The organism is Bartonella krasnovii (genome assembly GCF_003606345.3).
GTDB classification, from domain to species: Bacteria; Pseudomonadota; Alphaproteobacteria; order Rhizobiales; family Rhizobiaceae; genus Bartonella; species Bartonella krasnovii.
This window is the reverse complement of the sequence record NZ_CP031844.2, coordinates 1,218,303-1,235,229: the sequence shown is the minus strand read 5'-3', so window position 1 is coordinate 1,235,229 and position 16,927 is coordinate 1,218,303. Positions and strand designations below refer to the sequence as shown.

The 16,927-nt window shown below is 36.3% G+C and carries 10 protein-coding genes and 2 tRNA genes; 7 read left to right on the top strand and 5 right to left on the bottom strand.

Features of this window, described 5'->3' with window-relative positions; genetic code table 11:
• Positions 1-341: 341 nt before the first annotated feature.
• Entirely contained in the window at positions 342-1,910 is a 1,569-nt protein-coding gene (locus tag D1092_RS05405; RefSeq protein ID WP_120122493.1) for a TerC family protein, read from the bottom strand.
• Positions 1,911-2,359: 449 nt separating this feature from the next.
• On the opposite strand from D1092_RS05405, the gene D1092_RS05400 reads away from it, so the two are divergent.
• A tRNA-Lys gene (locus D1092_RS05400) sits at positions 2,360-2,435 on the top strand.
• A 247-nt stretch (positions 2,436-2,682) separates the two neighbouring features.
• On the opposite strand, the gene D1092_RS05395 is transcribed toward D1092_RS05400, so the two are convergent.
• The 3 genes from D1092_RS05395 to secD all read right to left on the bottom strand — a co-directional run bounded on the left by D1092_RS05395 (position 2,683) and on the right by secD (position 8,017).
• A complete protein-coding gene (locus tag D1092_RS05395) occupies positions 2,683-3,636 on the bottom strand; it encodes a lysylphosphatidylglycerol synthase transmembrane domain-containing protein (protein ID WP_120122492.1) in 954 nt (317 codons plus the stop codon).
• 24 nt (positions 3,637-3,660) lie between these two features.
• Positions 3,661-5,403, bottom strand: coding sequence for a cation:proton antiporter domain-containing protein (locus D1092_RS05390; RefSeq protein ID WP_120122491.1), 1,743 nt, complete (start codon positions 5,401-5,403; stop codon positions 3,661-3,663).
• A 100-nt stretch (positions 5,404-5,503) separates the two neighbouring features.
• Positions 5,504-8,017 (bottom strand): protein translocase subunit SecD, encoded by a 2,514-nt coding sequence (gene secD / locus D1092_RS05385; protein WP_120122490.1) that lies wholly within the window; start codon positions 8,015-8,017, stop codon positions 5,504-5,506.
• 634 nt (positions 8,018-8,651) lie between these two features.
• Between secD and D1092_RS05375 the strand changes: the two genes are divergently transcribed.
• The 3 genes from D1092_RS05375 to D1092_RS05365 all read left to right on the top strand — a co-directional run bounded on the left by D1092_RS05375 (position 8,652) and on the right by D1092_RS05365 (position 12,800).
• Positions 8,652-11,015 (top strand): mechanosensitive ion channel domain-containing protein, encoded by a 2,364-nt coding sequence (locus tag D1092_RS05375; RefSeq protein ID WP_120122488.1) that lies wholly within the window; start codon positions 8,652-8,654, stop codon positions 11,013-11,015.
• Positions 11,009-11,281, top strand: coding sequence for a hypothetical protein (locus tag D1092_RS05370; protein WP_120122487.1), 273 nt, complete (start codon positions 11,009-11,011; stop codon positions 11,279-11,281). The genes D1092_RS05375 and D1092_RS05370 overlap by 7 nt, the downstream gene beginning before the upstream one ends.
• A gap of 583 nt (positions 11,282-11,864) precedes the next feature.
• Positions 11,865-12,800, top strand: a complete 936-nt coding sequence (locus D1092_RS05365; RefSeq protein ID WP_167309300.1) for an outer membrane protein — start codon at positions 11,865-11,867, stop codon at positions 12,798-12,800.
• 353 nt (positions 12,801-13,153) lie between these two features.
• Here D1092_RS05365 and D1092_RS05360 read toward each other — a convergent pair.
• Positions 13,154-13,239, bottom strand: a tRNA-Leu gene (locus tag D1092_RS05360).
• Between the two features lie 148 nt (positions 13,240-13,387).
• Here D1092_RS05360 and ilvA point away from each other — a divergent pair.
• From ilvA to D1092_RS05345, 3 genes are all read left to right on the top strand, one after another.
• A complete protein-coding gene (gene ilvA, locus D1092_RS05355) occupies positions 13,388-14,665 on the top strand; it encodes a threonine ammonia-lyase IlvA (RefSeq protein ID WP_120122485.1) in 1,278 nt (425 codons plus the stop codon).
• 35 nt (positions 14,666-14,700) lie between these two features.
• Positions 14,701-15,231, top strand: coding sequence for a hypothetical protein (locus D1092_RS05350; protein ID WP_120122484.1), 531 nt, complete (start codon positions 14,701-14,703; stop codon positions 15,229-15,231).
• Positions 15,232-15,515: 284 nt separating this feature from the next.
• A complete protein-coding gene (locus D1092_RS05345) occupies positions 15,516-16,898 on the top strand; it encodes a DEAD/DEAH box helicase (protein WP_120122796.1) in 1,383 nt (460 codons plus the stop codon).
• Positions 16,899-16,927 lie beyond the last annotated feature (29 nt).

Below are 16,927 nucleotides of genomic sequence, written 5' to 3'. Positions count from 1 at the left end.
GCATTATTGCAGGCAATGATCTGACGTGTGAAAGCAGATTTCTTAATGTGAAGGAAATAATTATTATAAATCAAAAAATTGTATAAAATCATCATTTTTGAGATTAATGACCATTTACAAATATAATTATATACCATTTTTCCTTTTAGTGCTCTTCGCAAATCATCAATGAAAATTTTTTTGTACCGAAAATTTATGGATAACTTAATTTTTGTATATTCGTTCTTTCACGTTTAAAGAATTATAAAATAAGGGCTATAGAATTAAGCTATCAACTTCGTCTTTTTTTACTTTCTAATCATGAAGAAAAATCTTTTTACTGACTTTACATATCGAGAGAATTAGCTTTTTTCTGGTAACACAAGTGGAGAAATAAGGATTTTAGATATGTTTCGGCGTTCCATTTCAATCACTTTAAAGTGTAAACCCTCCGTTTCAAAACTTTCTCCTTCATTCGGCAAATGGCCAAATTGCCAAAGCATAAAACCTGCCAGAGTCGTATAACGGTCTGCTTCATCAACAAGATTTCGTCCAAGATAACCACTTAAACGACGGATATCAGCATATCCCTCTACAAGAAGGCTACCATTTTCAAGTTGTTCTGCAATCATGAGCTCTTCATCGTCATCAGGAAAATCTCCCGCAATAGCTTCAAGAATATCGGTTGGTGTTGCAATCCCTTCAAAAGAACCATGCTCATCAACAATAATTGCAAGCTGAATCGAAGAATGACGTAATTGTTCCATTAATCGTAAAACACTTGTGTTTTCATGAACAACAAGCGGTTCTCGCATCGCTTTTTTCCAATTAATCTTTTTACCCTCAGCCAGATTCAAAAGAAGATCTTTTGTTAACGCAACCCCAACAAATTCATCCACTTTTTCACGCGCAAGAATTAAGCGGCTATGTTTAACCTTTTGTAATTCTTCACGCATTTCATTTTCATCAGCATTTAAATCTAACCACTCAATCTCATTGCGCGGCGACATGATAGAGCGAACAGGACGATCTGCTAAATCAAGAACTCCACGAATCATCTCCTTTTCTTCTGGTCTAAATAACTCAGAAGCTGCAGCTTGTTCTGCAATGACATCTACAGTTTCAGCGAGGTGACTATCTTTATTTCCCCCTCCTAAGAGCCTCAAAACAGCATCAGCTGTTCTACTACGTAGATCATTCGTTGTAATCATCTTTTCACGGTTACGGCGTCCAATTTGATTAAAAGCTTCGATGAGAACAGAAAAACCAATAGCAGCATACAAATACCCTTTGGGAATATGAAAACCGAACCCTTCAACAATGAGCGTAAAACCAATCATCATCAAAAATCCAAGACAAAGGATTACAATGGTGGGATGACGATTAATAAAACGCATAAGAGAGCCCGAGCCATACATCATGACTCCCATAGCAGTAATGACCGCAATATACATAACGGCTGCCTGATCTTTTGCAATCATACCTGTTGCGGTGATAATACTATCGAGTGAAAAAACGGCATCCAGAACCACGACTTGAACAATTACTTGCCAAAAAACAGCATAAGCAATGCCTGTTTTTCTTTCATGAGATACCCCTTCTAACCTTTCATGTAATTCTAACGTTCCTTTTGCTAGCAAAAAGGCTCCACCTCCAATTAAAATAAAGCTATGCCAACTAAAGACAAAGGATGAAAGTGAAAGAATGACCGTATCGAGTCTCATAACCCATCCAATAACTGTAAGAAGAAAAAGCCGCATGATTAATGCTAAAGTAAGACCTATCAAGCGTGCTCGATCACGCAAATGTAGCGGCAATTTTTCAGCTAAAATTGCAATAAAGATAAGGTTATCTATTCCTAAAACAATTTCGAGGAAAACCAACGTGACCAAACCAAACCACGCATGGGGATCAGTGATCCATTCCATCATTTCTCACCTTTTAAAAGCTTAAAAGCGCGCGATTGACAAAAAAATCATGGGCTTTTATTTGCATATTAGATCATGAATTTTGAATGTAAAAAACTTACATTCAAAGAGAAAAACAGAAAATATTGCTTAAACGTATATGATTTTAAACGCATATGATTATTGATAAAACAAAACAACGTCCCATTCCGCTGACAATGACAAGAAGATTCTTCTAAATTTTTCTCGGGCATTATGCTCGATAATCCTCCAATTATAGATTCTGTATGACAATCAGAATATTTATTTATAGAGCCTTTTATAATGGGTTTATTTTTGTATAAGATCAAGTGGTCAATAGCATATTTTAAACCCTACAGACAATGAGGCTATATAAAAAACAATAAAATATCTAGACATCCCCCTTTAGGAGCGTTATAGAAACGCTCATTCTCATCTTTTGGGAAGCTTAAGGGTGATTAGCTCAGTCGGTAGAGCAGCTGACTCTTAATCAGCGGGTCGTGGGTTCGATCCCCTCATCACCCACCATTTATTTTGTATTATGAATAATTTGCTAATTGCGTAAAACTTTTTAAGATATAAAAGGCTAAAGAGAAGAGATAAATATTCTTCTATTTTTTTAGAATAAGCTTTTTATAAAGGGGGAATTTCAAGCTCGAAGGCAAAAAGATAAATAAAAAATAATGGTTATATTAATTTACAGATGCAACTGAACTCCGGCAATGATTATATCATTGATAGGCGTACAAAAAAGAAATCATAGATAGTTTTTTATTTATTTAGGGGGAGCTTTGGGGGCTCTTTTCCAATATTGTTGCGCTTCAAAAATAGCAACCACAAATAATGAAATGATGAATGGTATGATCAAATAAAGTATTCTAAAAACAATAAGTGCTGCGATAACATCGGTTGGATTTATATTGGGCATACCTGTTATGAAGAGCGCTTCAAGAACGCCTACGCCTCCTGCTGGAGCATTGGAAAGAAGCGTTATTGTAAAAGATGCTAGGAAAACACCAAGAACAGAAATAAAATGAATATCTGCATTGTAGGGGAGAACTGCATATATAATTCCTGCTGCTCCTAAAAGCTCTAGAGGGCTAATGAGGAGCTGTTGAATAACAATTTTCAGCCGTGGATAGGAAAGCTGAATTTTCTTGCCCAAACGTAAGGGTTTCAATTGAAGCCAACTCCCAAACGTATAAAGTGCTATGCAACTGAGTAAAATTGCTCCAACTATGGTTCCAAGCCATTCAGGAAGCTCTTCATGAATGAGGGTGATAATTTCGGGTTGCAAAACCAAAACGATCCCCAACAGTAAGATTGTACCGATGACAAAAGTAAAAGAACAAAAACCTACTAATATGGCGATCTCTGTTCCATTTAACCCTTTCATTTTATAGGCGCGATAACGCACGACGGCACCAGAAAAAACTGAAGCACCAATATTATGTGAAAGAGCGTAAGTTGTAAATGAACAGATCGCAATAAAAATCCAAGAAATTTTATGGCCTAGATGTTGCAAAGCGATACGATCATATCCAGCAAGAGCAGCATAAGCAAGCAGAGAACATGAACAGGCTAATAACCAGTGTTGTGTATTTAAATCGCTCAAGCGTTCTAATACGTCTCCGAACGAAATGGCAGAGAGCTTTATATAAAGAATCCGAACAGATATCAGCATTGCTAAGATACCAATTAAGGGCCATATAAATTGCTTTATTTTCACGCTTCTTTATCCATGTTATGTTTTTTATAAATTTTCATGATTATGCATATTCTTGACAGACCTTTGTTCTGTTATATGCTCTATAATGCCATTGGCAATTTCTTTATCATCCGTTACTACAACATCAGCCCCTAAATCAATGAGATAAGCTGTTTCTGTGTCGGATAATGCATGTGTAATTATCTGGATATCCTTCTGCATATTACGTATATTCACGATACACTCTCCGACTTCAATGGTACTTCGCATTGTAATAACAACTTTATGTGCATGGTTTATATTAGCTGCGTTCATTATTTCTCGTTGAATAATATTACCACAAATAACCTCAAAGCCATCAGCAATTGCTTTATCAGCGAGGCGTTTTGATTCTTCCACAATTACTATGGGTTGATCTCTGTTTAGTAAAGATAATGCAATACATCGACCAATACGACTATAGCCAATAATGACGATATGGTTGTTTGTTAAGGTCATTGGTAAAAAATCTTGGTCAGGATCTTGTGGATCAATATCAATAATTGTTTGGGCATTTTGTGAAGAGACAGAGTTTTTTTCTAGACGTTTTTTTATTTTGTTACAGGCAATGAAAACAAGAGGATTGAGCAAAATAGAAAAAATTGCTCCTCCAAGAATTAAATCATGGGCGTCATTGTTTAAAAGTCCTAAACTTAGACTTAAACCAGCAAGGATAAAGGAAAATTCTCCGATTTGGGCAAGGCTTGCAGCAATTGTTAAAGCCGTTGCGTTTGAATAGCGAAAAGCTTTAACGATGAAAAAAGCGACAGCAGATTTTCCAATGACGATAATAAATAAGGTTGTTAAGAGAGGGAAAAAATGAGTTAAGAGCTTTTCTGGATCAAATAGCATGCCTACAGAAACAAAAAAGAGAACAGAAAAGGCATCGCGCAAGGGTAAAGATTCTTCAGCAGCATGGTGACTTAATTCTGATTCGCTCATAACCATACCGGCAAAAAAAGCACCAAGAGAAAGAGAAACACCAAATAAATGAGCGGCTCCAAATGCTACGCCTAGGGCAATAGCAAAGACGCTGAGACGGAATAATTCGCGTGATCCCGATTGTGCGCTCACTTTTAAAAGCCATGGGATAACACGTCGCCCAATGATGAGCATCAATGCGATAAATATAATGACTTTCAGGATGGTGAGACCAAAAACACCCCAAATACTTAAATCCAACCATTGAATAAGAGGATCCAATGCTTTTTTGTTTGTATGGTTGAGGGTACTTGCTAAAGAGGGAATGAGGACAAGTATAAGGACCATTGCTAAATCTTCAATAATCAACCATCCAACAGCAATGCGGCCTTTTTCTGTTTCAATAAGATGACGCTCTTGCAAAGCACGTAACAGGATAACAGTACTTGCTATGGATAAAGCAAGTCCGAAGATCAAGCTCCCGCTAAAGCCCCAACCCATAATCAGACCAAGGCATAAGCCTAGAAAAGTAGAAAATGCCATTTGGGCAATAGCAGCGGGGACAGCAATCGCTTTTACAGATAAAAGGTCCTTTAATGAAAAATGGAGTCCAACACCAAACATGAGCAAAATAATACCAATTTCAGCAAGCTGATTGATAATGACGGAATCTATTTTAAATCCGCCCGTATTGGGGCCCACAATAACACCAGCTAACAAATAGCCCACAAGAGGTGAAATCCGCAAACGGCTAGCAATCATTCCCAAAAGAAATGCTAAACATAAACCGGCAACAATGGTTGTGATAAGTGGTGTGTCATGGAGCATGGCTTATTTACTATTCTTGATCAAAAAGCGAATGAATGAAAATGCCTCTTATTTCTTCGAGAAGGGAGGAATGATGTATCATATGCATCAAAGGACATTTTCATTTCTCCTTAGTGTTTACACGATTATTTCGTTCACGCCACCAATTTCCTAGCAGAAGTAAAATAGGAGCAGCAATAAAGATAGAAGATGATGTTGCAATAATAACCCCAAAAACCATGGGCAATGCAAAATTATGAACGGCACTTCCACCCCATATCGCCATAGGAAGCATAGCAAGAATTGTTGTGGCTGATGTAAAAAAGCAACGGACAAGAACTTGATTAATTGACAGATCAATCAGTTCGCGTAACGGCATTTTTTTATAAAGGCGTATATTTTCGCGCATGCGATCATAAACAACAACCTTATCATTTATGGAATAACCAACAATCGTTAGCAGAGCAGCGATGGCTGTTAAATTAAAATCAAACTGGAATAAAGCAAAAAAACCAATCATTTTGGTAGTATCTAAAATGAGCGTTATAATTGCACCAACTGCAAAGAACCATTCAAAGCGTAACCATATATAAAGAGTCATGGCAATCGCTGCGAGAATAACAGCAGTAAAAGCAGCTGTAGCAAGTTCACCTGAAATTTTAGGGCCAACAACTTCTATTTGATCAAATGTGGTATCAGGATAGATATTTTGTACAGCTGTTTTAACCTTATCAATAGCGATGGTTTGTTGGGCCTCGCTCCCATTTTGTTTCTGCATGCGAATGAGTACAGTGTTTTCGTTATCGATATTTTGCAGAGTAATTTCACCAATATTAAGGGTAGAAAGCTTGGAACGCAAGGCGGCTAGGTCTGCTGGTCCTTTCGTGGTAATACTCATTTGGCTACCGCCAATAAAATCAATTCCGAAATTCAAGCCAGGCTTAAAAAACAAAAAAACTGAAGCTATTGATAAAATAATTGAGACGCCAATTCCAATAAATCTCGCTTTCATAAAATGGAAAGTTGTATTTTGGGGTAGAATGTTGAAAGCAGAGTGAATATGCAATTTTTTAATTTTCAATTTACGAACAATCCAAATCATCATGATGCGTACAATGGTTATATTTGTAAACATGGAGATGATAATACCAAGCAACATGGTTACGGCAAAACCACGAACGGGACCGGTACCAAACCAAAAGAGTAAAACAGTCGCTATAATTGCCGTAACATTTGCATCAACAATGGTTGCAAAAGCCTGTTTAAAACCACGATCTAGGGCTGCAAAAGCACTCACACCTTTTCGACTTTCTTCACGGATACGTTCATTGATGAGAATATTCGCATCAACGGCAATACCGATACCTAAGATAATACCAGCAATACCAGGCAGGGTCAGCGTCGCACCGAGGAGACTGAGGGCTGCAAATGTTAAAATCGTGTGGAGTGCTAGGGCGATATTGGCAATGAGCCCCCAAATTCGGTAGAGGAGAAAAATAAAAATTGTAACAAGCATAAAACCAATTATGCCGGTGTAAAGCCCCATTTGTATGGCGTCAGCACCAAGATTTGGGCCTACAGTTCTCTCTTCAATTACGGTGAGGGGTGCAGGCAGGGAACCAGCGCGGAGCAGAGCAGCCAGAGTTGAGGCTTCTTTGGGATCAAAGTTTCCTGTAATTTGCCCTTGTCCGTTAGGGATGACACTATTGATGGTAGGAGCGGTCAAAACTTTGTTATCAAGAACGATGGCAAAAGGACGGTTAATGTTTTGTCGTGTTATGTCGGCAAATATTTTTGCACCAGCAGAATCTAGCGTAAATGAAATAATAGAACGTCCTGGTATTTGCGGGTCGAAACCAGCGCGGGCATCTTTAAGAACATTTCCATCTAAGGCAATTTGATCATAAATTGCATAATGTTGTGTTTCATCAGTGTATCCAGGAAGAATGGAAACACCTATAGGGGGATTATTGGGGTCCACATTAGAGGGAACAAGATGAAAACTCATCTTAGCGGTCGTGCCTAAAAGATCTCGCAGTTGTTTTGGGTCTTGTAAGCCAGGTAATTGGACCATAATACGATCATTTCCAACCTTTTGGATCGCTGGTTCTGAAACACCAACTTGATCGATACGGCGACGGATGATTTCTAAGCTTTGTTCAATGGCGTTGTTTACACGATCTTTTATACCCGCTTCTGTTAACGTGACACGGAGTATTTCATTTTGCGCACTAATGGTGATGTTATGTTCTGTCGTCCCAAAACTACTGTATATGGGGGTTATTAATGTTTTTAAGGCTGAGAGAGCTTTTTCAGTTTGTGATGCATCAGCAATAAGGGCAACAACGCTATCTTCGACGATACGAACACTTGAGGTACGGATTTGTTTTTCACGCAACACATTGCGCACATTGCTTAAAACGGTGTGTAATTGATCACGTTTTAATGTTTTTCTATCAACCTCGAGCAGGAGAGAAGAGCCTCCTTGAAGATCAAGACCAAGGGCTACACGGGTGTCGGGTAAGAATTTTGAATTTTTAACCTGTTCTTGCGAAAATAAATTGGGCAAGGCAACATAAATGCTGCTTAAAAGAATCAAACAATAAAAAGTAGTTAACCAACTAGGTGTACGCATGATATATTCCGCTAATAGGCAATCTAATAGTTATAAAAATGGAAGACAAAAATGATATCAGAAGATCGTTGCATAATTCAAGCAAAAGGGGGAGCACGTTTATTGGCAAAATATTGCATTTGAAGATGCCTAAATTGTCTGCAAAAAATTATGCTCGTTATTAAAAAGAGATTCAATACTAGAATATTCTGAATAATATTTATAGATAGAATGGAATCTGTATAAAGTGTTATAAACTTTTTGTTTTCGGTTGTTGTAGCATTCAAGTGAATACACTCGTTTTGAGGATCAAGAGTATTCGTTCTCACTATGTTACTTGCTTGGGGTTGTTTGCTTAAACAAACTAGCTTTTCTAGGTTGCCCGTCAATAATACGCTAAAGCTGGACAGAAGCAGCCAGGTCGTAAAAGAGAGAAAGTTTTCTTTTTTGCAATAAAGGTGCAAAAAGAGCATGTTAGAATGCCTCCGTTATCTTCATAAGCTTCATAAACCTATCGTTATCCTTTTTCTTTATTATCAGTATTATGAGAGAAGGAAAAGCTTTTATAAGCTTATTCTATAAAAGTTGAAAATATTTATTCTATGCCATATTTTAAAAAGGGGTATAGATTCCTCTTTATACATCTAAGGCAAATATGTGTTCATTTTTTAGAAAAAAATTACGCGTCCTTTTCTTTATTTTTGGATTCATTATTGCATTCAGTTGTTGTGCATGGGGGAGCATTGAATCGCAAAATGCGATCATTGGACAAGGAAATACTTCTTATTCCATTGATGAAATTATTCAACAACAACAGCAGTTTATAAAGATTCTTGAACAAGACACAGAAACTTTACAAAAAGAATTTGAAAATAAATTAGAGGATGAACGGGCTTTGGTGGAGCTGCGGTTACGTGCACAAGATATCAGTAAACGTGCCCTAGAAGCAGCCTTTGTTTTGCGTGCTCCTCTTAATGATATTAATGCACTTCTTGATCAATTAGAGGAGCTCCATGATGATTTGAAAAAAACAGTGGATGAGCGTTCTCAATTGATGGAAAAAAAAGCTGAAATTAATAGTATAGTTCTTCGATTTGAAGCAATCTTTTTGGCTACAAATAGAATAGTTGAGCTTGCTATTTCTCAATCTCGAGTACTTTTTAAACGCACACTTACACATAGGCTTGAGTTTTCAATGCCTATAGTCAAACATCTTGCCCAAAAAACCAAAGAGGCTGCATCTGATTTTTTGTTGTTGTTGAGTTCTTGGTGGAATTTTGTATTTTATTTCAAATCATTACATCTGTTTCTTTGTTTTTTTATTCCACTTTTTATTGCTTTAGGGCTTTCTTATTTTTCTCGCAAAATTCTGGCGCATGTGCGTTGTCATTTGATGAAAAGTGATGAGGAAATATCGTATTTACAACGCTTATTGGTCGCTTTTATTTCAGTTCTTCTTCCTTCACTTATATGTTTTGTTTGTGTCTATCTTATATTATTTTTGCTCGATAGTTTTGGTTTGGATCCAGGAAAACTCACAACGGTATTTGAGACGATAGGGTACCAAATCGTATTCGTTTTTTTAATCAATCGTTTAGCAGTTGTTCTTTTAGCATCGAATAAGACTCGCGCGCATCTTTTCAATATTATACCGTCTGCAGCATATCAATTGGTGATTTTAGTTACTTTTTTAGGTGGAGTTTTGGCATTTGATGCTGTTTTCGATAGTATTTATCAAATTATTTCCGCCTCTCTTTCTTTGACGATTGCGAAAAGTTTTATTGCTGTTTTTCTTGTTGCGATATTGCTGCTTATTATCTCATTCATACCTTTACGCTTTAGACGTGGGATTGCTCAAGGAAAAGAAGAGCCACGTTTTTGGCCATTTTATATACGTATTCCTCTTATTGTATTGGGAATATTGCTGATTGTTATGAATTGTTTGGGTTATATTGGCCTAGCACGTTTTATTGTGCAGCAGATCATAATTGGTGGAGCGTTTTTAGTTCTCATGTATTTGGGGGTACAAAGTGCTCAAGCACTTGGAACTAAAGGACAGTTTATAAAAACAAGCCTTGGTCATACTCTGATGCATCGGCTGCATTTAGATGAGAAAACAATGAATCAATTGGGGGGAATTTTGAGTATTTTTCTCAATTTGGTTGTGGTTGTATTTTGTGCAATGCCAATTGCCGTACAATTCGGATTTTCATATTCTGATTTAAATGCGGTGTTGTGGCAGTTAATGACGGGCTTTCAAATTGGAAATGTATTCATTTCTTTAACTTCTCTTGTAACTGGAACTGTTGCTTTCTTTATTTGTTGGTTTCTCATCCGGCAAATTATTGCTTGGTTAGATGGAACTGTATTAGAGCATGGGGAATTTGATTCTGGGGTTCGTAATTCTATCAAAACAGTTATCGGTTATAGTGGTATTGTCGTGTCGGCTTTGATAGGAATATCAATGGCCGGTTTTGATCTTAAAAATTTTGCACTTATTGCTGGTGGGTTGTCGCTTGGTATTGGGTTCGGATTGCAAAATATTGTGCAAAATTTTGTATCTGGACTTATTATTCTGATCGGAAGACCATTTAAAATCGGAGATTATGTGGAATCTGGATCTGTGGGTGGTATTGTTAAACGTATCAGTGTGCGCGCGACGGAACTTGAAACATTGCAGCGTAAGACGATTATTATTCCTAATTCAAGCCTGATTAATAATAATGTTAGTAATTGGACTCGGCAGAGTAAAATGGGGCGAATTGATATTCCCGTTGCTGTTTCTGCCAATATTACTCCAGAGCGTGTTGTTGAAATTTTGCTAGAGATTGCTTCTGCAACAGAAGGAGTTTTAAAAAACCCAGCCCCACAGGTGAGTTTTACTGCATTTGATAGTAAAAAATTTTCATTTAACCTAGCTATTTATGTTCCTAATATTACCTCACCGACTAAAGTCACAAATGCTCTTCGCTTTGTATTATATAAGCGTTTTGTTGAGGAGGGAATCCTAGAATGCTAAAATATATTCATGTTTTTATAGCTGCTGTGCTATGGGATATTTGGGCTACGACAACTTTTGCAGCAACGGTGAAAAATACTGATACAAAAGTACAATCTCTTATCATTGTTGAAGGGAGTATACCTTTAAATATATCGTTGAGCCCTCAGCAAACAGTTACAATTTGTATGAAGGAATGTTTTATCACTTTTCCTAATAAAGACCGTTTTGTAATAAAGGCAGATGATAATATAGAAATTAGTAGGGGAAGGGCAATTTTTAAATAAAAAGATTAAAAACTTTTGTGGGGACAAGTTTTAGAAGGATAATAAACTTGCATGTGCTCACCATCTTACCTTTTGAAAAGTGATAGGAAAAAAAGAATAATTTTCTTGTAAGATAGGCGTTATTCTATATATAGAGAGAATCTATAGTATATATTTTTAATATAAAATATTGATTTATATTTATTATACTTTTAACAAATATTGATTATTATAAAAATAATTGCATCACTTTTAGAAACTTTAATAATTTATCTCATAAAAAATATATAAAACATTCTTTTTTGTGTTTCTACTAAGATTATTTTAATTCAAAATGTTTTATATTTATATTTTTAAAAATATATAATAGATTCTTTTGTTAAATATTTAATATATTAAGTAATTAAATTTTAATATATTTAAACTTATTAAAATTTATTTGCTAAACTTAAATTTTGATGTAATGATGTATTTATATAGTTATTATTTTAAATGTAACTATAAAGGAGTACATGTGATTTTTGGGTATAAAATTTTATAAAACTTTGTTTTTACTAAATGTAATTTTTGATTATATTTAAATTTAGCAATGGGGTATAATTTTATGAATACAAAATTTCTAACAGCATCTGTTTTTTCTTTTATTTCACCTTCTATAGTACAGGCTGCCGATGTGGTGGTGCCAGAAGAGCCAGTGCATCCAGTACATGTTGCTTCAGAAACTGTTTCTTCTCCACCTTTTTCTTGGGCAGGTTTTTATTTCGGAGGTCAAATTGGTGGCTTTTCAAGTAAAGCTTCTGCAACAGCGCGTGATGTTAATATTCCTCTCTATCCTGATGAGGAGAGTAAAAGTAAGCCATGGGTCCCCGTTGAAAAACAGTATATACCTGAACTTTCTGGGTTTATAGGTGGTTTATATGCAGGTATTAATTTTGATCTTGGTAATAATTTGATTGTTGGACTTGATACGGATATCATTTTAACGGAAAAAAAGGATACAAAAACGAAATTTGAAGCTGATAAATCAGGTGCTGGTGGATCGGAAACTGAAGGGACTAACCCTGATGGATCAGACAGTGATACCGAAGATACAGAAAATGGAAAAGGAAAAAAGGCTAAATTTTCCAGTGGATCTGGGAGAGGCTTTCTTCGATCTGCTTCAAAGGATAAAGAAGAGAAAAATAGTTTAACTTTTAATCATACTTTAAAACAAAAATGGACGGGTGCTACACGGGTACGTGTCGGGTTTTCTGCTGGTCGGGTAATGCCTTATATTGCTGGTGGTGTCGCTTATGGACAGTTTGAAGATATTTTATCGACAGTTATTACAGGAGAGGACCCCTTCAGTAAGACACATGATTCTACAAAAACGATGATGGGTTATACGCTTGGTGGTGGTATTGATTTTGCGATGACAGATAATCTTGTTGTACGTGCAGAATATCGTTACTCGAATTTTGGTAAAAAGAAATTTAAAGACGAGATTGAACTTAAGTATAAGATGAATGATTTCCGTGCAGGAATAGCTTATAAATTTTAGTTTTTGTGAAAATCAAGAATCTCAAGTCAAGAGGTCCTATCTTTAAATAGGACCTTTATCTTTTTAAATTTTATGTATGGTGAATGCTATTTCACGGTAAAGAAGGAGATCTCTTTGATTTTGAGTGATGAGGAGAGGGGGTAAAGAAGCGTTACTCAGATTCTTAATTATTAAGAATTAAAATTCTTTAATTCATAAGATATGGCCAAAATATTTATTTGCAGAGAAGGGGAGATTCTCCTTTCGCATGATTACAGCTTCATTTATAGCCTTATGATGGGGTTTCAAAAGGTAGCTTAATTTTCTTTGATTTCTAATAAATTGCTGAAAAATAAAGGGAAATTAAAATATAATGGTGCGGACGGCGGGACTTGAACCCGCAAGGTCTTCGACCGGCAGATTTTAAGTCTGCTATGTTTACCGTTTTCATCACGTCCGCGATGAGAGTTCTCTCATAAGCTATATCTTTTATTGAATCAAGAATTAATAACAAAAGAATTTTTTTTCATTTTTTTTCGCGAAATTTTGACTGACAATGGTTTGCTTTATCGCTAGAAGAAGCCTGTATAATATAAACAAAGCATGAAATGATCAGTATTATGAGTAAATTTATTCAAGACGTCACAAAAGCTATGGCGGGATTGCATCGCGTGTTTGCTGAAACTCCCCTTCAAAGAAATGATTTTCTAAGCCAAAAATATGATGCAGAAATTTATTTGAAGCGTGAAGATTTAACACCAGTGCGGTCTTATAAGATTCGTGGTGCTTTCAATTTTGTTTCAGAAATGCTGAGCAGTATATCTTCAGATTCGGCATTTGTGTGTGCTTCAGCAGGGAATCACGCACAAGGGGTTTCTTTTGTTTGTCGTTATTTTAAACGTAAAGGTGTGATTTTTATGCCTATGACAACGCCACAACAAAAAATTGAGAAGACACGTATTTTTGGTGAAGAGTTTATTGATATTCGTTTGGTTGGTGAAACATTTGATCAATGTTATGAAGCTGCGCAATCTTTTGTGGTGGAGAACGGTGGTGTGATGGCTCCTCCGTTTGATGATATTCGCATTATTACGGGGCAAGCGACAGTACTCTGCGAAGCTGCTTTGCAATGGAAAAAACTCAATGGAGAAAGTGAACCAGATTTAATGATTGTGCCGGTAGGTGGAGGTGGTTTGGCAAGTGGGGTGAGCAAGTTTTTACAGGAATATGGTTGGAACACAAAGCTTCGTTTTGTTGAGCCCCAAAGAGCTGCAAGCTTGCTTGCTTGCTTGGAGAGTGGAAAACGGGTTAAACTTGACAATATTGATACTTTTGTAGATGGGGCTGCGGTGGCTGAAATTGGTGCGCTAAACTATACCATTTTAAAGCAATTTTCCCCTGATTGTGTCATTACAGCTCCTGAAAATCGTGTTTGTTCTACTATGGTTGAAATGCTTAATGTAGAAGGTGTTGTTCTTGAACCGGCTGGTGCATTATCGATTGATGCGCTTAACAGTATTTCACCTCAAGAGTTAAAGGGTAAAAAAATTCTACTCGTTATTTCAGGAGGTAATTTTGATTTTGAGCGTTTGCCAGAGATTAAAGAACGTTCTTTACGTTTCCAAGGCTTGAGAAAATATTTTATTTTTAGTTTTCCGCAGCATCCTGGTGCATTGCGTCATTTTCTGTCCACATTATCACCCGATGATGATATTGTGCGTTTTGAATATCTTAAAAAGTCAGCGAGAAACTTTGGTTCTGTATTGGTTGCAATTGAAACAAAAAAATACAATAATTTTCGTCTCTTAGAGGAAAAATTTCAAGCGTTAGGTTGGCGCTATCGTGATATTACAGATGATCAAACATTATTTGATTTTGTTATTTAAAAAATTAAAATTTTACTAAAACAAGAAGTGTAAAAATGAAATCTATTTTTTATTTTGTGCTGAGTCTATTTTTCTTTTTGATTGTTAATCAACAAAGTTTAGCATCTCAGCCAACAGCACTACAGAAAACTGAACTATTCAAAATAGTTGTTGATGTCAATAATGCTATAAAAAGTGAGGACTTTTCGCTTATATCTCATTATATGCCTGAGCGGCTTTATAAAGAGATGGCACGTCGATTGAATACAACAGAGGATGCTTTACGTGATAATTTTCTTCAACAGTTGCATAGGCAATTTGAGAACTTACCTTCTGGTTCTTATTGTTTAGATAAAGAAAATATTGAGTATCTTCAAACAGATAACGGTACTTTATATGCTTTAATTCCAACGATTCTGGAGATGAAGGATCGCATTATTCGATATAAAACTTTGGCGATTTTTGATAAAACCCAATGGTATTTAATTTATGGCGGTCAAAAAACTTTACAAAATCCAGTTTTTCTCGAGATTTATCCTGATTTTATCAAGGTACATTTACCAATGGAGACAATCATTAAGAAATAAATGATTTCAATGTTTGGGGGGGCGATAAATGTATTTCGTAAAGTTCTTGCTTTTTTTCATAATCCAAGGATAATGAGAATAAAGGTGTCTAAGCTGGTTTGTTAGCTTTTTTAACGTTAAGTTATATGCTTTTACCTTGATTTCAAGGTGCTCATGAGTTGCGCAGGTCGCTTTTCAAGCGCTGCTTCGTTTAAAATGTCAAGAATTTCTTTTGCGCGGATTCTTGAGTAGAGAGTTCAGCTGATTGCTTCGTAAAAGTTGTGCAGCTGAGGGAAGATTTTGTTTTGTCTATAAAAAAAGAAGATGTTTTTAAAAAGTTAGGTTTACCTATTCTTTTGATTAAAAATTTACGCATTTCTGGGATGAGTAAACCTAAGCCTATACAGGAACAAGCTATTCCAATGATGTTGAAAGGACACGATATTTTAGGGATTGCACAGACAGGTTCTGGAAAAACTTTGGCATTTGCCTTACCTATCTTAAGTCGAATTTTAACTTTGGGTGATAAACGCTCTCCTAAAACTGCACGTGCTTTGATTTTAGTGCCAACGCGTGAACTTGCTATTCAGATTGATGAAGCAATTCGTACTGTGGCGAAAGGGACACATATTTCGACGTGTCTTATTTTTGGGGGGGTATCACGTTTAAAACAAATTAAGCGTATGGAAGCAGGTGTGGATGTTTTGATTGCAACTCCAGGGCGTTTGAGAGATCTTGTGCGTGAAAAATGTATTGATCTTTCTCACTCTCGTTTTTTGGTTTTGGATGAAGCAGATCGTATGCTGGATATGGGATTTATTCATGATGTTAAGCAAATTGCAAAGCTTTTGCATCAAGAACGTCAGACAGCACTTTTTTCTGCAACAATGCCAAAAGAAATTATTACATTTGCAAAGTCTTTACTCAATGATCCGGTGAAGATTGAAGTTGTTCCTCAAGGTACCACAGCTGTAGAGATTACCCAGAAGTTATATTGTGTTCCTACGTGTGAAAAAAAGAATGTTTTAAGTAAAATTTTGACAAATCCGGCTTTTAATTCGGTTATTGTTTTTACTCGAACGAAACATGGGGCTGATACTGTCACACGTCATTTAGCAAAGATAGGCTATTTAGTTGCAACAATTCATGGGAATAAATCACAAGGTGCTCGCCAATCCGCTTTAAAAGCATTTCGTGAAGGAGAGGTACGGATTCTTGTTGCAACAGATATTGCTGCACGCGGTATTGATGTACCAGGAATAAGTCACGTGATTAATTATGATTTACCAGATGAAGCTGAGAATTATGTACATCGTATCGGTCGTACTGGGCGCAACGGTGCATCTGGTGAGGCACTTACACTTTTTGATGAAAAGATAGAAAGGACTCGGTTGCGCGCTGTAGAGCGCTTGATTCGCATGAAATTAGTTCCTGAATCTGTTCCAGAACAATTTGCAGAATTTCCAGAAAAGCCGATTGTTCCCAAAAGTGAAGAGAAAGAAAACAATAAAGAACGCCGTTTAAAAAAATCTAAACGTCAGAAGCAGTATTTAGGTCGAAAAGATGATTCTGCACAATTACAGTGTAAGAATTTTTCATCTCCAAATGAGAGGCATAAAAAAGCAAAAGCGGCTGCAAAGCTTGCAAGGGCTTTTCGTTTTCGCAAGTCAGTCAAGAAAGCGGCTTAAATAAAATCTGGAAAAGGGATTATATCTTG